The 20051-nt window shown below is 57.8% G+C and carries 21 protein-coding genes; 15 read left to right on the top strand and 6 right to left on the bottom strand.

Annotation, left to right across the window (positions count from 1 at the left end; genetic code table 11):
- The 3 genes from RI101_01940 to RI101_01930 all read right to left on the bottom strand — a co-directional run.
- A partial coding sequence (locus tag RI101_01940) for a GGDEF domain-containing protein (GenBank protein MEC4888795.1) occupies positions 1-229 on the bottom strand: 229 nt, incomplete at its 3' end.
- Positions 230-388: 159 nt separating this feature from the next.
- Positions 389-811 (bottom strand): preQ(1) synthase, encoded by a 423-nt coding sequence (gene queF, locus RI101_01935; protein MEC4888794.1) that lies wholly within the window; start codon positions 809-811, stop codon positions 389-391.
- Positions 812-832: 21 nt separating this feature from the next.
- The gene (locus tag RI101_01930) at positions 833-1081 is read right to left on the bottom strand and encodes a methylenetetrahydrofolate reductase C-terminal domain-containing protein (GenBank protein ID MEC4888793.1); all 249 of its coding nucleotides are present in this window, start codon (positions 1079-1081) and stop codon (positions 833-835) included.
- A gap of 430 nt (positions 1082-1511) precedes the next feature.
- Here RI101_01930 and RI101_01925 point away from each other — a divergent pair, with 430 nt between their 5' ends.
- Genes RI101_01925 through RI101_01905 form a run of 5 tightly spaced genes read left to right on the top strand, consistent with a single transcriptional unit; the run spans position 1512 to position 5653 of the window.
- Complete coding sequence (locus RI101_01925) at positions 1512-2411, top strand: thiamine pyrophosphate-dependent enzyme (protein MEC4888792.1); 900 nt, start codon at positions 1512-1514, stop codon at positions 2409-2411.
- A 23-nt stretch (positions 2412-2434) separates the two neighbouring features.
- Positions 2435-3148 carry a 2-oxoacid:acceptor oxidoreductase family protein gene (locus tag RI101_01920; GenBank protein ID MEC4888791.1) on the top strand — a complete coding sequence of 238 codons (714 nt, stop codon included), beginning with the start codon at positions 2435-2437 and terminating at the stop codon, positions 3146-3148.
- A gap of 34 nt (positions 3149-3182) precedes the next feature.
- Entirely contained in the window at positions 3183-3506 is a 324-nt protein-coding gene (locus RI101_01915) for a hypothetical protein (protein MEC4888790.1), read from the top strand.
- 22 nt (positions 3507-3528) lie between these two features.
- The gene (locus tag RI101_01910; GenBank protein MEC4888789.1) at positions 3529-4293 is read left to right on the top strand and encodes a carbon monoxide dehydrogenase beta subunit family protein; all 765 of its coding nucleotides are present in this window, start codon (positions 3529-3531) and stop codon (positions 4291-4293) included.
- Positions 4294-4330: 37 nt separating this feature from the next.
- Positions 4331-5653: a transketolase C-terminal domain-containing protein gene (locus RI101_01905; GenBank protein ID MEC4888788.1), complete on the top strand. Its 1323-nt coding sequence runs from the start codon at positions 4331-4333 to the stop codon at positions 5651-5653.
- A gap of 120 nt (positions 5654-5773) precedes the next feature.
- On the opposite strand, the gene RI101_01900 is transcribed toward RI101_01905, so the two are convergent.
- Positions 5774-6022, bottom strand: a complete 249-nt coding sequence (locus tag RI101_01900; protein MEC4888787.1) for a hypothetical protein — start codon at positions 6020-6022, stop codon at positions 5774-5776.
- A 37-nt stretch (positions 6023-6059) separates the two neighbouring features.
- On the opposite strand from RI101_01900, the gene RI101_01895 reads away from it, so the two are divergent.
- Entirely contained in the window at positions 6060-7280 is a 1221-nt protein-coding gene (locus RI101_01895) for a small ribosomal subunit Rsm22 family protein (protein MEC4888786.1), read from the top strand.
- A 68-nt stretch (positions 7281-7348) separates the two neighbouring features.
- Here the strand turns inward: RI101_01895 and RI101_01890 are convergent, their stop codons facing one another.
- Both RI101_01890 and RI101_01885 read right to left on the bottom strand, forming a co-directional pair.
- Positions 7349-7522: a hypothetical protein gene (locus RI101_01890; protein MEC4888785.1), complete on the bottom strand. Its 174-nt coding sequence runs from the start codon at positions 7520-7522 to the stop codon at positions 7349-7351.
- 38 nt (positions 7523-7560) lie between these two features.
- Positions 7561-7920 carry a hypothetical protein gene (locus tag RI101_01885; protein ID MEC4888784.1) on the bottom strand — a complete coding sequence of 120 codons (360 nt, stop codon included), beginning with the start codon at positions 7918-7920 and terminating at the stop codon, positions 7561-7563.
- Between the two features lie 126 nt (positions 7921-8046).
- On the opposite strand from RI101_01885, the gene RI101_01880 reads away from it, so the two are divergent.
- The 9 genes from RI101_01880 (at position 8047) to RI101_01840 (ending at position 19983) form a co-directional block, all read left to right on the top strand.
- A complete protein-coding gene (locus tag RI101_01880) occupies positions 8047-8499 on the top strand; it encodes a dual specificity protein phosphatase (GenBank protein ID MEC4888783.1) in 453 nt (150 codons plus the stop codon).
- A 94-nt stretch (positions 8500-8593) separates the two neighbouring features.
- On the top strand, positions 8594-9424 hold the full coding sequence (mutM, locus tag RI101_01875; GenBank protein ID MEC4888782.1) for a bifunctional DNA-formamidopyrimidine glycosylase/DNA-(apurinic or apyrimidinic site) lyase: 831 nt from the start codon (positions 8594-8596) through the stop codon (positions 9422-9424).
- A 46-nt stretch (positions 9425-9470) separates the two neighbouring features.
- Positions 9471-10238, top strand: coding sequence for a hypothetical protein (locus RI101_01870; GenBank protein ID MEC4888781.1), 768 nt, complete (start codon positions 9471-9473; stop codon positions 10236-10238).
- Between the two features lie 72 nt (positions 10239-10310).
- Entirely contained in the window at positions 10311-11216 is a 906-nt protein-coding gene (locus RI101_01865; protein ID MEC4888780.1) for an N-acetylmuramoyl-L-alanine amidase, read from the top strand.
- 238 nt (positions 11217-11454) lie between these two features.
- A complete protein-coding gene (locus RI101_01860; protein ID MEC4888779.1) occupies positions 11455-12654 on the top strand; it encodes an ATP citrate lyase citrate-binding domain-containing protein in 1200 nt (399 codons plus the stop codon).
- Positions 12655-12744: 90 nt separating this feature from the next.
- Entirely contained in the window at positions 12745-14565 is a 1821-nt protein-coding gene (locus tag RI101_01855; GenBank protein ID MEC4888778.1) for a citrate/2-methylcitrate synthase, read from the top strand.
- A gap of 111 nt (positions 14566-14676) precedes the next feature.
- A complete protein-coding gene (locus RI101_01850) occupies positions 14677-16923 on the top strand; it encodes an aconitate hydratase (protein MEC4888777.1) in 2247 nt (748 codons plus the stop codon).
- Between the two features lie 26 nt (positions 16924-16949).
- Positions 16950-19181 carry an NADP-dependent isocitrate dehydrogenase gene (locus RI101_01845; GenBank protein ID MEC4888776.1) on the top strand — a complete coding sequence of 744 codons (2232 nt, stop codon included), beginning with the start codon at positions 16950-16952 and terminating at the stop codon, positions 19179-19181.
- A gap of 91 nt (positions 19182-19272) precedes the next feature.
- The gene (locus tag RI101_01840; GenBank protein MEC4888775.1) at positions 19273-19983 is read left to right on the top strand and encodes a 2Fe-2S iron-sulfur cluster-binding protein; all 711 of its coding nucleotides are present in this window, start codon (positions 19273-19275) and stop codon (positions 19981-19983) included.
- Positions 19984-20051: the final 68 nt, after the last annotated feature.

Genomic DNA, 20051 nt, shown 5'->3' with positions numbered 1-20051 from the left:
AAAAGGCGATGTCGCGCGAGGTTTCCGCTGCGTCGATCCCCACCTTGGCTTTGAACCATTGGCGCTGCCGGTCGATCAAGCTGACCAGGGCAATGGGCACGTCACAAATCTGCGCGGCCAGGGCGGTCAGGTCGTCGAAGGATGCTTCGGGAGCGGTGTCGAGGATGTGGTAGCACTGGAGTTCCGCGAGGCGGGCGGCTTCATCCTCCGGCAGGGGCGCGACATTCATTGAGATCCCTCGCTCGTCTCAATTCCCACAGGCGGTTGAGTCAGGTGACGCAGGTCGTGGGTACGGAGACCGTACCCGCGCACAGGAGCACGGTACGACTATCGGTGGATTGTGCAGGCAACTTGAGGGGCGTGGTGGCGGTCGGGAGCCGAAAGAATGTTAGGGGTGAGGGTATCGGGCCTCGATCACGCTCCGCAGCCCGCCTCGTGCGGCAAAGGTGCCGGTGACTTTGGCCCAGACCGGCCGACAGGAGGTGACGATGTCGTGCAGCATGCGGTTTACGGCATTTTCATAGAAGATGCCGAGGTTGCGATAGGCGTGGATGTACATCTTGAGGGATTTGAGCTCCAGGCAAGCCTTGTTGGGCCTATAGTGAATGGTGACCGTGCCGAAGTCTGGCAGATTGGTTTTCGGGCAAATCGCGGTGTATTCGGGAATCTCGATCGTGATTTCATAGCCCTTGTACTGATTGGGAAATGTTTCAATCGCAGGCAGTGACGCGGTGATGCCGCTCTTGGCATGCCGTTCGTTGTAGCCCAGTTTTGTAGTGCCCGGTTTTGTTTTTGTCGTGTTCCGTTTCACGTTTCACGCCTCATGTGTTCGCTAGACTTGTTTCATCCAATCGGTGCGGCCTATTTTTTCGAGCTCAATAAACAGCGAGACCCAAGGGCACTTCATCTCGGGATAGACCTCGCAGAAGCCTCCCTTTCGCACGCCACCGCAGGGGCCATGAGCCATGAATTTGGGGCACTCGGCTTTGAGTGAGTTGTCGGGGATCGGGGGGCGCTTGTGGACGCCGCCGACCTGTGTCCCCGCATCGTCTTCCCCGGGGATCAATACGCGATTAGCCATGGGCTCCAGTCTAAACGGATTGCGGGTGATCGGCAATGCCAACGTGTATCAAAGAGATCAAGGAACGCATAGAAAGTATGGGGGACTGGAATGGGGCTGCTCGCGGGTACCCATAGGTTAGGGCGAATGGCCTATAGCGGATAGGCTCTTCTAGGCCTTCTTTGGGAAGAGGTGGGTCTTCTGAAAAGTTGCGTTGATAATCACGAAGTTATAGAATTTGACCAGTTCGCGCAAGATCGGCATGGGGCCAGGAATACATTTGACAGGGTTTTTTGGCCTTTGCTAGGATGGCCGCGGTCGAGTGACCCAATGAGCAGGAATACGCAAGTTGTCCATCCTCATATCCTGCGCGCGCTACACGGTTAATAGAAAGTAAGCTGCATTGATATGCAACGGTTCTCCGTTGCAGAGACATAAGGGAGGTGCCGCAATGAGTCTCGATTATGTAAAGTTTTCCAACGGCTTTGAACGGTTTATGCCGAAAGAATATCGGGACATGGTCGAACATGGCCCGTTTGGGAAGAAGGTGTCTGTGTCGCAGATGGGGAGCTTCAAGGAAATCTTGGAAGAGCATCCCATGTGCGCCGGTTGCGCCATGACCCTGTTTATCCGGCTGGCGATGGTATCCTTCCCCAATCCAGAAGATACGATCACGGTCGGAACGGCCGGGTGTGGACGGTTGGCCATTTCGCAGGCGGCGATTCCCTTCGTGTATGGCAACTACGGCGACCAGAACGGCGTCGCGAGCGGACTGTCACGCGGGCTCCGTCTCCGCTTCGGCGATAAGCCCAAGGATGTGGTCGTGATGGCCGGCGACGGCGGCACCGCCGACATCGGCTTCCAGCAGGTTCTGCACTCGTGGTTCCGGAAGGAACGCTTTACGACGATCATGCTGGACAACGAAGTGTACGGGAACACGGGCGGCCAGGAGAGCGGCATGACCAATCGCGGTGCGGTGCTCAAGATGGCCCCGCTCGGCAAGAAGTTCGAGAAGATGGACATGTTGCAGATGGCGAAAGTGGCCGGATGCGCCTATGTGGCGACGGTGGTGCCGAACAATCCGCGCCGTGTGGAAAGCGTGATCAAGAAGGCGGTCCTGATTGCCCGTGAAGTCGGTTCGACCTACATTCAAGCCTACACCTCCTGCAACATCGAGTACGCGATCCCGACCGACAAGGTGATGGAAGACGCAAAGACGGTCGAAAACGACCGGTATGCGTTCTCCGAGTATGTCAGCGAAGAAGCAAAGCAATATCTCACTGAGCGGTATGGCTATAAGGAATATCTCCCGAAGCCTGCGGCTCCAGCCGGGGCGATTCCCAAGGCGTAGTCCGGGCGTAAGGAGGATCGATTATGGCAAAACGGTTTAACATTCGGATGGCCGGTGTCGGTGGGCAGGGCGTGGTGACGGGCTCGCACATTCTCAGCACGGCGGTCATCAATGCCGGCGGGGAAAGCACCATCGTTCCCTTCTATGGGTCTGAAAAGCGCATGGCGCCGGTCGAGAGCTATGTCCGTGTGTCGGACGAACCGATTTACGAGATCGGGGAAATCACGTTCCCGCATATCATCATCATCTTCCATCCGCAGGTCATTACGCACGGAAAATCCTATACGATGCCGTTCTATTTCGGCCTGAAGGAAGACGGGATCGCGTTGATCAACAACGATGGCCCGATGAATCTGCACAAAGACCAGGCGCGAGAACTTGAAGAGCGCCGCGCGAAGCTCTACTACTTCCCCGCAACGAAGATTTCGCTCGATGTGGCGGGAATGGACTTGGCGACCAATATGGCGCTGATGGGGTGCATCGGGGCGATCACGGGCCTCACCACGATGGCCGCGCTGGATCAAGCCGTGAAGGACCGGTTCCTCGGCAAGGGCTTTGTGGTGTCCGGTGGAACGGCGGCGCTGGACAGTGTCGTCGAGCGGAAATTCAAGAAGAAGCAGGAACTGATTGATAAGAACGTGGCGGTGATTCGTGCGGGCTGGAATTATGCGGTTGATCATGGCTGGGCCGCGCCGTCCGTGAAAAAGGTCGAGGCGCCGGCAGCTGCCGCGGTGTAGTGTTCGTCATTTTCTAAACTGAAAGAGGCTTTCCATGTACCTCGTCGCCGATATCAACGTTGAAATTTGCGCAGCCAAGAGCTGCAAGCTCTGCACGCAATATTGCCCGGAAGCCAACACCATTCAGTACAGTGACGAAATGGGGAAGGACAAAGGCTTCAAGTACGGATCGGCCTATGTCGCCGTCGACCGCTGCAAGGGCTGCGCGCAATGTGTCTGGGTGTGCGACAACATGGCGAAGAATAATGCCATTAAGATGATCATGATTGATCAATTGCCGCTGGCGGCGTTGACCGACAACATTACCTATGGGGAAAAGAGCACGACTGCCGTGCTGGCAAGTCCCGTCGTCGGGTAAGTATTAGGAAAGGGGAACGGGCGTGGGAACAACGCAAGATACCAGAGAACGCATCATTGTACCGGGGCCGGCAGGCTTCCATCCTCCGTCAGCCGCTCAGTTGGGCGTCCAGCTTCCTGATCCCGGGCAGGGCCTCTATTACGGGCTGCTCGAGACCAATGAGGATAAGGTCATTGAAGAAATGGCCAGGAAGATGCTGACGAGTCCCAATGCCACCATTTTCCCTGGGCCGTTGGTGTTATGGGCCTGGAATGAGCACGCGGTTGAAAAGGCGAAGGCCTTGCTTGAAGTCGCCGCGCAAATCCCGGATGTCATGATTATTCCCATGCCGGACTATCGCCCCAAGTATCCCAAGATCGATCCGGAGGAAGTCATCAATCCGAATCACCCGAATTTGACGATCTGGGGCAACAAGATCGAAGCCTGTATTTTCGTCGGGGTCCATTGCCACTACGCCAACCTGACCCTCAAGATGATTCGGGCGGGCACAAACTGTTGCACCATGGCCATCTGCGCCGAGCAGGGCCATGAAGATGCGATGTTGACCATTCGGGACTCGGATACGCTCAAGTTGAAGAAAACCGCCCAGATCTTCAAGAAAGTCCGTGAAGAAATGGGGATCAAGTTGCCGGCCAATGGCGAGAACGTTCGCTTTACCGGCACGCAATCGAAAGTTCACGGTGGGAAAACGCACACCAACCCTATGACCTTTGCGCCGGTGGCAGCGAGCGGGACGAGCGCCTCGGCGTTCGGCCATTCAGCTGAGCAGATGAAGCGCGAGGGGTAGAGGGTCGGTCACGGCGATATAGCCAAGAGGTATAACTATGAGCGAAGCCGAAGTGAAAAATAATCCAGGCACCAGTGTCGCGGCTCCAAAGGTGGAAGCCAAAAAGGATCCGCATGCCGAGGCAAAGAGACAGCGGGTGGTGACGCCCGAGTATATGTTTCATGAAGCCCCGCGGACGAAAGAGTTTATTACGGGCAGTGAAGCCGCCAAGGAGGCCATTCGCCGCTCGAACGTCGATCTCGCGATCGCCTACCCCATCACGCCGCAGAGCGAAACGATGCAGCTGGTCGGCGTGCTGTACGGCGAAGGCTACGTCAAGGAGTATTACCGCGGCGAAGAAGAAGTCGGCGTCATGGCCGCTATTGCCGGCGGGTCGCGTTCCGGGGTGCGGTGCTACACGGCGACGGCTGGTCCCGGCACGTTGCGCGGTCTTGAAGGGATTGCCTCATGGCCAGGGCATCGGTTGCCCGCCGTCGCGATGTTTACCTGCCGTGTCGTGAACGCGCCTCTGGCGATTCAGCCCGATAACATCGAAGTCTCCTATCTGCTGAATTGCGGCATGATCGTGTTTCATGCTGAAAATCAGCAGGACATGTTCGACTTCACGATGGCCGGGTTTATCATCAGCGAAAAGAACGACGTCACCCTTCCTGTTGGCGTCTGCTGCGACGGGTTCTTTGTCACCCACGCACGCGGGTATGTGCGCATGCAGGATCGCGGGATTAAGCTTCCCCCTCGGGAAGCGTACCATGGCGCGGTGCCGGTGCTCGATGCGGAGAATCCTCCCGCGCGTTTGTCCCGCGATGCTCCGGTTCAAAAGTCGAACTTCATGGCGTACAACATTCACGCGGTCTGGCAGCAGGAAGTCTGGGCGGCGGTGGAGCGGTCACGCAAGTACATCAATCAATATATGGGCGGCTTGGTTACGGCCGAAAACGTCGATGGCGCCGAGGCGGTGATTATTGCCTCAGGGAGCGCTTGTGCGCAGTCGCGGGAAGCAGTTCGGATTTGCGCCGAAAAGGGCATCAAGATTGGCCTGATCAAGGTCCGGTCCCTCCGCCCGTTCCCGACGCAGGAGCTGCGGAAGCTGTGCGCCAATGCCAAGCTGATCGTCGTGCCGGAATTCAATTATGTCGGCTGGCTGGCGAAGGAAGTGGCCACGGCGATTTACGGCTTCTCCAAGGCGAAGATCATCGGCGGCCCGCGCGTCTATGGCGGTCAGTCGATGCCGGTGGAATTGATTGTGGACGAAGTCGAGTCCGGTCTGACCGGAAAGAAGTCGACCAACGTCGCCCTGTCTCAGGTGATGGGCGGCGCGGTCAATCAGGAAGACGTCGCGCATTTCATGCGCAGCATCTAACGAGCACGAGCGTATAGATAAAGAGCCCGTCAGGATGAGATCCTGACGGGCTCTTTATTTTCGAATGAGTCTTCAGCAGCCAGCGTTGAATGCAGAAGGCTGATCGCTGACGACTGGCGGTTAGCCCTGTAATTCGTCCTCGATCAAATCCTCGCTGGCAGGCATGCCGTAGGCCACATACTTGGCATAGGAGAGGTAGATTCCAGCGCTATCGCGCATGGCCTTGGAGCCATTCGTCATCCGGACGACTTTGTCTGACCCAGGCGGCTCGCTATTTTGCAGATAGAGCACATGTTCGTGTAGGACTTGGGTGAAACGTTCCATTGCCGCCTCGACCTCTTTATATGCCTCAAGAACGGGATCATTCATGGTTGCCCTCCAGTCTTAGTTACGCATACATTAGGCTATGATGACCTTCAACGGCAAGGGGGCCGCACGGCTCTCAGTACAGGTGCTCAATTCCATTGAGCAGGTTACCAATGGCATGGTACGAGGCGGGCGGGATCGCCCTGCTCAGGCCGTGGCTGACCTCTCAAAACTTTTCACGAAAGATCGATCCTCTCTTTTGGCTGGCTATCTGGATAATCCGGCCTATGCCGCGGCCTATCTCCGGTATTTCCTCCCGGTAAATCTCTCTAAGATTCAAAGCGTGCTCGATGAGATGCCGCAGGACTGGACGGAACAAGGGCGCGGTGCTCAGATCCGCGTGCTGGATGTGGGGGCGGGACCAGGCACCGGCACATTGGCCGTGCGCGACTGGCTGCATCAGTATCGTCCGGATCGTGAGGAGGATCTCGCTGTTGTCGCGGTCGATGCATCGGGGGAGGCGCTCAAACAGGCCAGGCATCTATGGGATGCCTATGGCCAAGAATCGGGAGTGGCCGGTGGGCAACTGACCACCTACGAGGGATACCTGGAGCGGTCTCCGGGCGGGCCATGGTTCCAACAGATCGAACAACACGCGCCCTATGATGTCATCATCGTGGCGAATTGTTTGAACGAGCTGTTCTCTCGAACGGCCGATCCGGTGGAGGCACGGGGGAAGTGGGTTGCGCTGCTTCTAGCGAGGCTCGCGCCGACTGGCACAGTGCTCATTGTTGAGCCGGCCTTGCGGGAAACATCGAGGGCATTGCATCACGTCCGTGATCGACTGGTTCAGGACAAGGTCTGCACGGTCTACAGCCCCTGCCTTCACGAACACCGTTGCCCCGCGCTGGTGAACCCGTTTGATTGGTGTCATGAAGAGCGGCCGTGGGAGACGCCGCCTGAAATTCAAGAGATCGACGAAGAGGTGGGATTCATCAAAGATTCATTGAAGTTCTCCTATCTCCTGCTCAGAAAAGATGGACGGACCATCGTCGAGCGCAGGCCAGATGTGTATCGGGTGGTCAGCGAATTGCGTGAGATGAAAGGCGAGAAGCGGGCGTGGCTCTGCAACGAGTTGGGGCGATCGGAAATCGGCCGGCAAGACCGGCTGGCATCGCCGCAGAACGCCGCGGTTGATGCGTGGCACCGCGGGGCCATCGTGCAGATCGAGCGGGTTGTGCGGAAAGAACGAGAGGGGAAAGTGTCAGCCGTGGGCCGAATCGAGCGGGATGCGGCGGTGCAGATTATCCGATCAATCTAATGGGTACAGCATTGGCTAAGGATCGGTAGAAATGGGTGTTGAGAGTAGATGACGGAGAGCGTCAGGGGCTAGTCCGCTTCCGGCTCGGAGCTGCCGTGCTGGTGGCTCACCCGGTCTTCGTCGAACATCTCCGCCATTTCTGCGGCGATCATGTCGCGGTCGTTCGGCACAGAGATCAGCGGGATCTCTTTACGGATCTTAGGCGTTGGTTCAGGGTCTGGCTGTTTAATCTTGTCGTCCATAAGAACAGTATACACCACACTGGCTGGGTAATGGGGAGTTATTCAAACGCCTCCATGGAGGAGCGTTCGGGGAATTGCCGCTTGCAGCTCAGACAGGTCACGAAGTAGATGGACTCACGAACCGACATCGTCGCGCGAAAATCCAGATTGACGCCTCGGTGGTTGCAGGCGGTGCAGGAGATTTCCTTGAGCCGGTAGGGAATATCCGGCTGAGTGCGCTGATAAAACTCCATATCGGTATAAACGGGGAAGCTGTAGCGGCATTTCATGCAGACGCTCCGCCATTCGCCATCCGGCTGCATAAACCGGCGGTCGATTCCGAAGCGGTCGCCTTTGCAGATGGCGCACTGAACGGAGGTCAGGCGCCGTTCAACTTCTTCAGGAGCCAGTCCGGGCATAGGCGGTTCTCCGATTTCGTTGTATTCCTCGATAGTATAGCGTCCGCTTCTTTATTCCTGCAACCAAGAGCCTGGCAGCGTCAAGCGCCTTGACGCATCGAAGGAAGTGATTATACTGAAGGCACGATGCATTTGATTACCGATACGCTCTTACTGGGAAATATCGATGATGCGCGCCAGCCGATGGCTGCTATCGGCGCGCTGTTATTGGTGGCGGAAGAATATCAGGTTGAGCCGCCGGCCTGGCTGGAATATCAACACATTCCATTCAGGGAATTTTCCGCCGTTGATCCGGTGCGTCTCGATCAAGCTGTCGCTTGGTTGGAAAGCCGTTCTCCTGGAAGGCGCACGATGGTTTGCTGCCGAGCGGGAATGGGACGATCGGCCTCGGTGGTGATCGCCTACTTTTGTTGCAGCCAGGGCATGGCGTATGAGGAGGCCGTCGCCTTTGTCAAATCGAGACGGCCTGGCGCACAACCGCTTCCGAAGTTGCAGGAAACGATAGGAAAAGTTCTCAAGCTTCGAGCCCACCGGATTAGCCGGGATGCCAGGGCCGCTCATAAACCGCGCGTGGCCTAGGCAGACGACGATTTCCCGCATTGCGTTTTGCTCACCTCCCATGGCGTAATCACTATCCAGACCGTGCTCCTCTCGTACACATATTAGGTGGTCGATGCCTGAATTGCCTGAAGCAGAAGTGGCGGCACGCCAAATCCGTGCGCAGCTTGTCGGGGGGCGGATCGCCACGATCGCGGTGGGACGGCTGGATATCATCCGTGAGGGGGCGGGTTCGCTTGAATGGTATCCGGGTAGTATCGTGTCCGGCGTCGAACGGTATGGGAAGAGTGTGGTGCTGGAATGCCGGAAACCGGGCGGCTCTCGCTATCTGGTTGCGGAACTTGGGATGACCGGGTTGTTAGTCCTGCCTTCCGTTGAAATTCGACTTCCGCAACATGTGCATGCCACGCTGGAGTGTGAGGGCGCGAAGGCGTCCTCGTTGCGCTATTGGAATCCCCGCCGGTTTGGCCGGCTCTCGCTGCTGGATTGCGAAGGGCTTAACCGCTATCGCGCGCGGCGGTTTGGATGTGATCCCCTCCAAGTGCGAATCGAAGACTTTGCTGGACTGCTTCGGTCCAAGCGGCGCAGGCTGAAGGCGCTCTTGATGCATCAGCAGACCATCGCCGGCATTGGAAATATCTACGCCAACGAGATCCTGTTTCGCGCCAAACTCCATCCGAACGCGATTGCCAGCCGCCTGACATCCCCTGTAGTGGCGCGCCTCCATTGCGTCATGCAATCAGTTCTCCGGCACGCGATTCAATGTGGAGGATCGAGCGTGAAGGATTTCTTTGCGCCGGACGGGACGTTGGGACAGTATAAACAGCATCATCTTGTCTATGGCAAAGAAGGCCAGCCTTGTCCGAACAGTTGCGGAAGCGTAATTCGACGTGTACAAAGTGAACGCAGTTCGTTTTATTGTGAGAACTGTCAGATGAAGAAATAATCGTTGAAGTTAATGCGGCGGACAAAGGGAACCAGGAGGGCAGGTTATGATCATCTCAATCATCAATCACACGAACGGCAAGATTTCCGATGAGGAATTGCAGGGCGCCATTCGGGCGATCAACCGCCAGATCAGAGAGGATTTTGAGCCTTATTGGCATATTGGGGCGGAGTTGCGGCTGGAAGGGCGCAGTGGGGCAAAGCCCTCGAAGCAGAATCTGGCAGATATGCGAGGCGATGCCGTGTTGTACCTGTGGGATTCAGTGGATGTCGATGACGCGCTTGGCTATCACGACATGACGAATGCCGGAGTCCCCTATGGGTTCGTCTTTACCGAACTCGCCAAACAGATGAAAGAAGAATGGACGGTGACGTTGTCGCATGAAGCGCTGGAACTCATTGGGGATGCGGAGGTGAATTTGTTGGTGCAGGGGCCGCATCCCGTTGATGCCAAACGAACGGTGTTTCATTGGTATGAAATGTGTGACGCAGTGCAGGCCGAAAGCTATGACATCGATGGCGTCAAGGTCTCGAATTTTGTGCTGCCCTTATACTTTACGGGCGGTGAGGAGAAAGGCGGCCGGAACGATTTTCTCGGGCGCGCCTATAAAGGGAAGACCTTGCGGTCCTTTGGGGTGAACCCCGGAGGGTATGTCGGATTTTTCGACCCGCAAAAGGGCGATCATGACACCTTTACGGCGCAAGGCGATGCCGTGGCGGCGAGGCGGCTGAAGATCAAGTCGCAGATGAAAGGCGCACGGCGCGGCATTCGCTATCAACGCTATGCGAATCAGTCGTCAAAAAAACGCGGCTGATGCGGTTCGGCCATTGAATGGTCGGTCTGACGAACAGGCGAGACGGATTGTCGGGAACGGAGGGATTCCATTATGGCGCAGGCAGGCGCGTCGAAACGGCGCAGTGTTCTGAAGAAGAAAAAGGCGATGCCATCGGCGGGTGCAAGGCGCGCGGCCGCAGTGGCCCCAAGGGCAAGTCTTGCTATCGAGAACGATCGCCTTGTGGGGGCTGGCGTCTCCTTCGTCGAGACTCCGAACAAGGGGGGCGATCTCGCTCCGCGCTATCTCGTGTTTCACTATACTGCGGGGAAGAGTGCCCAGAGTTCGATTGATTGGCTGACGAACCCGGAGGCGAAGGCGTCTGCGCACCTCATCCTGGCCAGAGACGGGTCGATCTGCCAGCTTGCGCCGTTCAACGTGAAGACCTGGCATGCAGGTGTCAGTCATTGGGATGGGATGAGTGGGCTGAACAGCTGCTCCATCGGCATTGAAATGGACAACGCAGGGCCGCTCAAAAAAGTGGGTGATCAATACCAGGCCTGGTTCGGGACGATGTATGGGGAGGATCAGGTGCTCTACGCCAAGCATCGTCTTGATGACGAACCGCGCTGGTGGCAGGCCTACACGGAAGTGCAGATCCAGCGGGCCTTAGAGCTGGCTCAGCTCTTGGTCCGGCAGTACGGCCTCAAGGATGTGGTGGGACATGAAGACATCGCTCCTGAGCGGAAGAGGGATCCAGGCCCGGCCTTCCCACTGGAACATGTTCGCGCCATGGTGCTGGGCCGCACCGAAGAGGAGCCTGTGCGATATCGCGTGACCGCATCGTCGCTGAATATTCGCAGCGGTCCAGGCGTGGAGTGCCCCTCCGTTGCCGAACCGCTCACACAAGGGACGGAAGTGGTGCTCTTGGAGAAGCGCGACCGTTGGAGCAAGGTGGAATTGGTTGAGAATGGGGATATTGAGGGGTGGGTACGTAATTCCTTCCTGAAAGCGATCTAAAATAGAGAGATGCAGGAGCTTCCTGCCGTATCCCGTTCTAACTATCCAGAACGGGATACGGCGCGTCGTTCACCTGAAGTTTCAGCGAGTTATATACGTTGCCCTCTCCGTAGACCTCGCCGCTAGGTCTTTTGATCCCCTGATGGTTAGTTCCTCTGGTGTATTGTGTCATCTGACTGATTTCGTTAGAATCCTGCTCCCTTATCGCTGGTGTTCGCTACGTTGAAGGAGTGATGTCATGGCTAAGGTGCTTGAAGGCCCCGGGATGGGGTTGATGAAGAAGTGGGGGATCAATGTCCCCAATTATGTGGTGGTGACGTCTGTTGATGAATTGACCAAGTTGGGGCAAGCCAATGAATGGCTCAAAAAATCCAAGCTGGTCGCCAAGGCCCATGAGGCGCTTGGATCCCGTTTTAAGCTTGGACTCGTCAAGGTCGATCTGGATTTCAAGACTGCCGAAGCGGCGACGAAGGAAATGATCGGCCGGCAGGTGGGGAGCATCACGGTCACACAGGTGATCGTGTCGGAAATGATTCCTCACAAAGAAGAATATTATTGTGCGGTGAAGTCCACCCGTGAAGGCAGCGAAATCCTCGTCGCCAACTGCGGTGGCATCGAAGTCGAATCCAATTGGGAGCGCGTCAAGCGCCTCTGCCTCGAAGTCGGACAGGCTCCCTCGGCGGAATCTCTTGAAAAGCTCTCGAAAGAAGCAGGATTTGCCGGTCCGTTGGCCAAGAAGATGGCGGACTTTGCCGGAAAGATGTTTGCCTGCTTCGACAACGAAGATGCCCAGTATCTGGAAGTGAATCCGGTTGTCGTTCGTGAGAGCGACGGTGAACTGGTGGCTCTCGATGCGGTCACGCTGCTCGACGGCGATGCGAAGTTCCGCCATCCGGATTGGAATTTTGCCTTTGCCGCGGAATTCGGCCGGGCCTACTCCAAGAACGAAATGGAAGTGATGGCCGTCGATTCCAAGATCAAGGGGTCGGTCAAGTTCATTGAAATCCCCGGCGGCGATACCGCCATGTTGCCGGCTGGCGGGGGCGCCAGCGTGTACTATTCCGATGCGGTTGTGGCGCGCGGCGGCAAGCTGGCGAACTATGCCGAATATTCAGGCGATCCGCCCGATTGGGCCGTGGAAGTGCTCACGGAAAAAGTCTGCTCGCTGCCCGGCATCAAGAACATCATCGTGGGCGGCGCCATCGCGAATTTTACCGACGTGAAAAAGACCTTCGGCGGCATCATCAACGGCTTCCGCAAGGCGAAGGCCGATGGCAAGATGAACAATGTGAAAATCTGGGTGCGCCGCGGCGGTCCGCGTGAAAAGGAAGGGCTCGATGCCATGCGCGCGCTCAAGGACGAAGGCTTCGATATCAATGTCTTCGACCGCAACACACCGCTGACCGACATTGTCGATAAAGCGCTCCAAGTCAAGTGACCAGTGATCAGTGATGCGTGCCGGCTGGAAGGACTGCCTGCACGCGTCACCTATCACCCATCACAGTTTTTTTAAGAAGGGGAGATCCCGATGAGTATTCTGGCAAACAAAGACACCCGCGTGGTGATTCAGGGTGGTCAAGCCGGTGTCAACGCCGCCCGCCGCATGGCCGAATTTTGTTATTTGATCAAGCGTCCGCTGAATGTCGAGGCGTTCGTCTATCCGCCCGATGCCGGCAAGACCAATGAAATCCCTTACGGCAGTGGCCTCATCGCCATTCCAGTCTATAAGACCATTGCCGAAGCCACGAAGAATCATCCGTCCATCAACACGAGCCTCGTGTATATCGGCGCCGATCGCGCGATGAAGGGCGGCATGGAAGCGCTCGACGACGCGCATATCAAGGTCGTGTCGATGATCACCGAAGGCGTGCCGGAAAAGGATGCCAAGCTGCTCGGCGCCCATGCGCGCAAGCTGGGCAAGGTGTTCAACGGCCCCTCGTCCATCGGCATCATCTCGGCGGGCGCTTGCCGCCTGGGCGTGATCGGCGGCGCGTTCGACAATCTCGTGCTCTCGAAGCTCTACCGCGAAGGATCGTTTGGCGTTATTACCAAATCGGGCGGTCTCTCCAATGAAATTATCTGGATCTGCTCGCAGTTTGCGGACGGCATCACAACGGCCATCGGCATCGGCGGCGACGCCTATCCCGGCACCGACTATGTCAGTTATCTGGAAATGTTCGAGAACGATCCGCAGACGAAGGCGGTGGTTATCGTTGGCGAAATGGGCGGTGACCTCGAAGAGCGCGCAGCCGAGTGGTATGGCGCCAAGAAGCGCCGGGTGAAATTGATCGCGGTCGTGTCCGGCTTCTGTCAGGAGAGCCTGCCGAAGGGCATGAAGTTTGGCCATGCGGGGGCCAAGGAAGGTATGAAGGGCGAAGGATCAGCCCGGTCCAAGTCCGATGCCTTGAAGAAGGCCGGCGCATTGGTTCCGCCCACGTTCGGTGCGCTCGGTCCCGCCATCAAGGATACGTACGAAGAGTTGCTCAAGTCCGGGCAGGTGAAGGCCCCGGTTGAGCCGGCGTCCTTGCCGAAGCTGCCGAAGACCGTCGAAGAAGCCATGAAGGCCGACGAAGTGATGGTGGCTCCGCTGATCCGCACCACGATCAGCGATGACCGCGGCGATGAGCCCTGCTACGACGGGTATCCCGCGTCTGAGCTGATCAATAAGGGCTACGAAATTCCCCATGTCATCGGACTATTGTGGGACAAGCGCCTGATCTCGAAGCAGGAAGCAGAAATCATCAAGCGCATCATGATGCTCTCCGCCGATCACGGCCCCTGCGTGAGCGGCGCCTACGCCACGATTCTCGCGGCCTGTGCCGGAATCGGGCTCTCGCAGTCCGTGGCCGCCGGCATGATCATGATCGGCCCGCGTTTCGGCGGTGCGGTCACCGATGCCGGCCGGTTCTTCAAGTATGCGGTCGATAACAAGATGTCGGTGGACGAATTTCTAGCCTATATGAAGAAGAATCATGGCCCGGTTCCCGGCATCGGCCACCGCGTGAAGAGCCTGCGCAATCCGGACAAGCGTGTGAAGGAGCTTGTCGGCTATGTGAAGAGCCTGCCGATCAAGACGCCGTGCCTCGATTTCGCGTTGCAGGTCGAGCAGGTCACCGCGGCGAAGAAGGACAACCTGATTCTCAACGTGGATGGAACGATGGCCGCCGTGCTCGTCGATATCGGATTCCCGGTCGACAGCTTGAACGGCTTCTTCATTCTATCCCGGACGATCGGCTTGATCGGCCATTGGGTCGATCAGAAGCGCCAGGAAAGCCGCTTGATCCGGCTGTTCGATTACCTGGTCAACTATGCCGCCCCGAAACGGCGGGAGGTCCCGCCGCTGAAATAGTCGCGGGAAGTGCCGCCATTACAGTAGGCAAGTGGTGAGAGGCGCGCGGCGAGAGGTCTACCCCCTCGCTCCTCGCCTCGTCCCTCTAGTCTGAGAGCAAGGAGAGAAGTCATGTCGATGGATCTTGCGAAGAATCTCTATAAGAAAATGCCGGACGTGTTTGCCAAGGCCAGAAAGAAGTTCGGCCGTGGCCTGACGCTCGCCGACAAGATTTTGGTTTCTCACGCAGACAACTTCGATACGCAAACCTGGGATCGCGGCAGGGCCATGTTGGCCCTGCGCCCGGACCGTGTGGCGATGCAGGATGCCACGGCTCAGATGGCCGTGTTGCAGTTCATGCAGGCCAATAAAAAGAAGGCAGCTGTGCCCAGCACGATCCATTGCGACCACTTGATCCGTGCCGAGATGGGTTCCGAGAAGGACCTGCTCCGCGCGATGGACGAGAACAAAGAAGTTTATAACTTCCTGGCCTCGGCCGCGAAGAAGTACGGCATCGGATTTTGGAAGCCGGGCGCCGGCATCATTCATCAAGTGGTGCTGGAAAATTATGCGTTCCCCGGCTGCTTGATCATCGGGACCGACTCGCATACGCCCAACGGCGGTGGCTTGGGCGGCTTGGCCATCGGTGTCGGCGGCGCGGATGCCGGTGAAGTGATGGCTGGCTTGCCTTGGGAAGTGCTCCATCCGAAGTTGATCGGTATTCGTCTGACCGGCAAGTTGAGCGGCTGGGCCTCGCCCAAAGACGTCATTCTCTATCTTTGCGGTCTGCTGACGGTCAAGGGCGGCACCAACAAGATCGTCGAATACTTCGGCCCCGGGGCCGAGACCATCAGCGCGACCGGCAAGGGCACCATTTGCAACATGGGCGCGGAGTTGGGCGCCACGACCTCGGTGTTCCCCTTCGATCAAAAGATGGTGGCCTATCTGAACATCACGGATCGCGCGGAGCTTGCGAATCTGGCGACCGCGAACAAGGATCTGCTGGTGGCCGATCCGGAAGTCTATCAATCGCCGGAGAAATATTACGACCAGATTGTCGAAGTGGACCTCTCGAAGCTGGAGCCGCATGTGGTTGGTCCGCATACGCCGGATCTCGCCCGGCCCATTTCCAAGATGGCCGCCGAAGCAAAGGAGAAGGGCTATCCTATCGAGGTGAAGGCTGCCCTTATCGGCAGCTGCACGAATTCCTCGTATGAAGACATCAGCCGGTCGGCCCATATCGCGAAGCAGGGGCTGAAGGCCGGGTTGAAGGCGAAGGCCTCGTTCCTGGTCTCGCCGGGCTCCGAGCGGATCTATCACACGATGAAGCGCGACGGCTTTCTGGAGACATTCGAGCAGTTGGGTGGCACGGTGCTCTCGAATTCCTGCGGCCCTTGCATCGGCCAGTGGAAGCGCGCGGATGGCGTGAAGGGCAAGGCGGATTCGATCGTCAGTTCGTTCAACCGCAATTTCCCGGGCCGCAACGACGGCATCAACGAGACGTTATCGTTCCTGGCCAGCCCGGAAGTGGTGACGGCCTATGCCTTGTCCGGCGACCTGGGGTTCGATCCGGTCAACGGCACCATCAAGGGCGCGGACGGCAAGGAATTCAAGCTGGAGCCGCCGCAGGGCGAAGAACTTCCCGCCAAGGGCTTTGCCAAAGGCGAAGAAGGGTTCGTGGCGCCGGCGGAAAACGGCGAAGGCCTCACGGTCGATATTCCCCCGACCAGCGAACGGTTGCAGTTACTGCAGCCTTTCCCCCGTTGGGACGGGAAGGATTTCGACAAGCTGCCGCTGTTGATCAAGACCAAGGGCAAGACGACCACGGACCACATTTCTCCGGCCGGTCCCTGGCTCAAGTTCCGCGGCCACTTGGACAAGATCAGCGACAACATGTTCCTCGGCGCGAACAACGCGTTTTCGTCGGAGCCTGGCAAGGGCACCAATGTGCTCACCGGCGAATCGAACCTGACCATCGCGCAGATCGCCCGCGCCTATAAGGCGAAGGGGATCGGATCGATCGTCGTGGGCGACGAGAATTACGGCGAGGGCAGCAGCCGCGAGCATGCCGCGATGTCGCCGCGTTTTCTGAACGTGAAAGTGGTGTTGGTCAAGAGTTTCGCGCGCATTCATGAAACGAACCTGAAGAAACAAGGGATCTTGGCGTTGACCTTTGCGGACCCGAAGGATTACGAGAAGATCGAGCAGCAAGACCGCATCAGCGTGACGGGGCTGAACAGCCTGGCTCCCGGCAAGCCGGTGCACGTCACCATACACAAGGCGGATGGCACGGCGCTCACCATCCAGGCGAACCACAGCATCACCGAGCCGCAGATTGCGTGGTTCAAGGCTGGTTCAGCGTTGAACGCGCTGAACTAAATCGTACGACCAAAAGAGGGAGAGCCATGACGACGAAAGCGGACAAGATCATCTATACGAAGACGGACGAAGCGCCGATGTTTGCGACCTATTCGTTCCTGCCGATCATCAATGCCTTCAGCAAAGCCGCTGGTGTGTCGGTGGAACTGCGGGATATCTCGCTGGCTGGACGCATCCTCGCGGTGTTTCCTGAATACCTGACGCCGGAGCAGCGGCAGCCGGATGCGCTGTCCGAATTGGGCGAGCTGGCCAAGAAGCCGGAAGCGAATATCATCAAGTTGCCCAACATCAGCGCCTCGTTGCCTCAGTTGCAGGCGGCGATCAAGGAATTGCAGAGCCAGGGCTATAAGCTTCCGGAATACCCGGAAAATCCGAAGGACGACAAAGAGAAGGACATCAAGTCCCGCTACGATAAAGTCAAAGGCAGCGCCGTCAACCCGGTGTTGCGCGAAGGCAACTCCGACCGCCGCGCGCCGCTCTCCGTGAAGGCGCATACGAGAAAGCATCCGCACAAGATGGGCGCCTGGAGCCCGGATTCCAAGTCGCACGTCAGCCATATGAAGGGCGGCGATTTCTTTTCGAACGAAAAGTCACTGACCACGACCGCGGCGACCGATGCGCGGATCGAGTTTGTGGGCCAGGACGGCAAGACAACCGTCCTGAAGCCGAAAGTGGCGTTGCAGGCAGGTGAAGTCATCGATGCCACCTATATGAGCGTCAAGGCCCTGCGCAAGTTCCTTGAGGAGCAGATCGAGGATGCCAAGAAGCAGGGCGTCTTGTGGTCGCTTCACATGAAGGCTACCATGATGAAGGTCTCGGACCCCAAGATCTTCGGTCATGCCGTGACGGTCTATTACAAAGATGTATTCGAGAAGCACGGCGAGACGCTCAAGAAGCTGGGCGTAGATCCGGACAACGGCATCGGCGATCTCTACGCGAAAATCAAGGCCTTGCCGGAAGATCAGCGCAAGGCAATCGAAGCCGATGTTCAGGCGGTCTACCAGAAGCGGCCTCCGATGGCGATGGTGAACAGCGACAAGGGCATCACCAATCTGCACGTGCCGAGCGATATTATCATCGATGCGTCCATGCCTCCGGTCATTCGCGACAGCGGCAAGATGTGGGGCCCGGACGGAAAGCTGGCGGACACCAAGTGCGTCATCCCCGACGCCAGCTATGCGCCGGTCTATCGAGAGGTCATTGATTTCTGCAAGAAACACGGCGCGCTCGATCCGAAGACAATGGGCAGCGTGCCCAACGTCGGACTCATGGCGCAGGCAGCGGAAGAATACGGGTCGCACGACAAGACCTTCAAGGCGCCGGGCAATGGCACGATCCGCGTGGTCGATGCGTCAGGCAAGACGTTGCTGGAGCATCAGGTGGAAGAGGGCGATATCTGGCGCATGTGCCAGGTGAAGGATGCCCCGATCCGCGACTGGGTGAAACTGGCCGTGACCCGTGCACGGGCGACCGGAGCCCCGGCGATTTTCTGGCTGGATAAGGCTCGTGCGCACGATGCGCAGTTGATTGCGAAGGTGAATCAGTATTTAAAGGATCACGATACGACCGGCCTGGACATCCGGATCATGACCCCGGCGGATGCCACGCGCCTTTCGCTGGAGCGGATTAAGGAAGGCAAGGATACGATCTCTGTGACCGGGAACGTGTTGCGCGACTACTTGACGGACCTGTTCCCGATTCTCGAAATCGGGACCAGCGCCAAGATGCTCTCGATCGTGCCGCTGCTCAATGGCGGGGGCCTGTTCGAGACCGGTGCGGGTGGATCCGCGCCGAAGCATGTGCAGCAGTTCCAAGAAGAGGGTTATTTGCGGTGGGATTCGCTGGGAGAATTCCTGGCACTCGCCGCGTCTTTGGAACACCTGGCCAAAGTCGCGAACAATCCGGCCGCCAAGATGCTGGCGGATACGCTCGATCAAGCCAACGCCAAGTTCCTGGAGAGCAATAAATCACCAGCGCGTAAAGTGGGCGAGATCGACAATCGCGGCAGCCATTTCTATCTGGCGCTGTACTGGGCGCAAGCGCTGGCCCAGCAGACGCAGGACAAGAACCTGGCGGCGCGTTTCGCCAAGGTGGCCAAGGAAATGACGGATAACGAAGCCAAGATTGCCGGTGAATTGATTGCCGCTCAGGGCAAGCCGGTCGATACCGGCGGATACTATCATCCCGACGATGCGAAGGCCTCGAAGGCCATGCGCCCGAGCGCTACGTTGAACGCGATCATTGACGCGATTGCATAACAGGGTTACGGGGTGAGAGGCTAGGGGCGAGGAGGTGAACTCCGACCCCCTAGCCGCTTGCCCAGTGCCTCTAGCCTTCCAGGGGAAATAGATGGCCCAAGACAACACCAATGTGATCGATCAGCCCGAGGTCATGCAGCCCCGGATGGTTTCGATTGAAATCTCCGGCAAGAAGTACGACGTCCCGGAAGGGATCACCGTCATCAAGGCCTTGTGGTACACGGGGCAGGAAGTGGTGCGGGGGGCCGGTTGTCTCGGGGGATTCTGCGGCGCCTGCGCGACGTACTATCGCACGAAAGACGATCCCAAGGTGCGGACCTGCCTGGCTTGCCAAATGGCCGTGGAGGACGGGATGTCCTTCACCATCATGCCGCCTTTCCCCGCGCGAAAGGCGACGTACGATATTCAAGCGCTCAAGGATCCCAAGCAGGACCTCTTCAATCTCTATCCCGAAGCGCCGCTGTGCCGGAATTGCAATGCCTGCACCGAGGCCTGCCCGCAGAAGATCGATGTGCGTGAAGGGGTTTGGAAAGCGGTTTTCGGCGACTTCAAGAGCGTGTCGGAGATGTTCATGGACTGCGTGATGTGCGGTATGTGCACGCCGGTCTGTATCGCCGACATTGCCCCGAACCTGGTGGCGCTGTATGTGAGCCGGGCGCAGGGCGCGCGCTTTACCGAGAAGCCGGTGGGATTGGATGCGCGGATCAAGGAAATTCAAGAGGGCCGGTACAACGACGAGTGGAAGAAGCTTCTCAAAATGAGCGAGAAGGAATTAGCCGATCACTGTGCGACGGTGAAATAGCCTGGGACGCAGTCAGCCATCAGCTCTCAGCTCCTGAGAGATGTCGCTGCTGAACGCCGAACGCTGAT

This window comes from Nitrospira sp. (assembly GCA_035968315.1).
GTDB lineage: Bacteria > Nitrospirota > Nitrospiria > Nitrospirales > Nitrospiraceae > Nitrospira_D.
This window is presented reverse-complemented; position numbering and strand designations above follow the sequence as displayed.

Bases quoted from the DNA above. Each gene is read 5' to 3' on its own strand.
- RI101_01930 (MEC4888793.1), bottom strand. From the start codon at position 1,081: ATGGCTAATCGCGTATTGATCCCCGGGGAAGACGATGCGGGGACACAG.
- RI101_01925 (MEC4888792.1), top strand. From the start codon at position 1,512: ATGAGTCTCGATTATGTAAAGTTTTCCAACGGCTTTGAACGGTTTATG.
- RI101_01920 (MEC4888791.1), top strand. From the start codon at position 2,435: ATGGCAAAACGGTTTAACATTCGGATGGCCGGTGTCGGTGGGCAGGGC.
- RI101_01915 (MEC4888790.1), top strand. From the start codon at position 3,183: ATGTACCTCGTCGCCGATATCAACGTTGAAATTTGCGCAGCCAAGAGC.
- RI101_01905 (MEC4888788.1), top strand. From the start codon at position 4,331: ATGAGCGAAGCCGAAGTGAAAAATAATCCAGGCACCAGTGTCGCGGCT.
- RI101_01900 (MEC4888787.1), bottom strand. From the start codon at position 6,022: ATGAATGATCCCGTTCTTGAGGCATATAAAGAGGTCGAGGCGGCAATG.
- RI101_01895 (MEC4888786.1), top strand. From the start codon at position 6,060: ATGATGACCTTCAACGGCAAGGGGGCCGCACGGCTCTCAGTACAGGTG.
- RI101_01890 (MEC4888785.1), bottom strand. From the start codon at position 7,522: ATGGACGACAAGATTAAACAGCCAGACCCTGAACCAACGCCTAAGATC.
- RI101_01885 (MEC4888784.1), bottom strand. From the start codon at position 7,920: ATGCCCGGACTGGCTCCTGAAGAAGTTGAACGGCGCCTGACCTCCGTT.
- RI101_01880 (MEC4888783.1), top strand. From the start codon at position 8,047: ATGCATTTGATTACCGATACGCTCTTACTGGGAAATATCGATGATGCG.
- mutM (MEC4888782.1), top strand. From the start codon at position 8,594: ATGCCTGAATTGCCTGAAGCAGAAGTGGCGGCACGCCAAATCCGTGCG.
- RI101_01870 (MEC4888781.1), top strand. From the start codon at position 9,471: ATGATCATCTCAATCATCAATCACACGAACGGCAAGATTTCCGATGAG.
- RI101_01865 (MEC4888780.1), top strand. From the start codon at position 10,311: ATGGCGCAGGCAGGCGCGTCGAAACGGCGCAGTGTTCTGAAGAAGAAA.
- RI101_01860 (MEC4888779.1), top strand. From the start codon at position 11,455: ATGGCTAAGGTGCTTGAAGGCCCCGGGATGGGGTTGATGAAGAAGTGG.
- RI101_01855 (MEC4888778.1), top strand. From the start codon at position 12,745: ATGAGTATTCTGGCAAACAAAGACACCCGCGTGGTGATTCAGGGTGGT.
- RI101_01850 (MEC4888777.1), top strand. From the start codon at position 14,677: ATGTCGATGGATCTTGCGAAGAATCTCTATAAGAAAATGCCGGACGTG.
- RI101_01845 (MEC4888776.1), top strand. From the start codon at position 16,950: ATGACGACGAAAGCGGACAAGATCATCTATACGAAGACGGACGAAGCG.
- RI101_01840 (MEC4888775.1), top strand. From the start codon at position 19,273: ATGGCCCAAGACAACACCAATGTGATCGATCAGCCCGAGGTCATGCAG.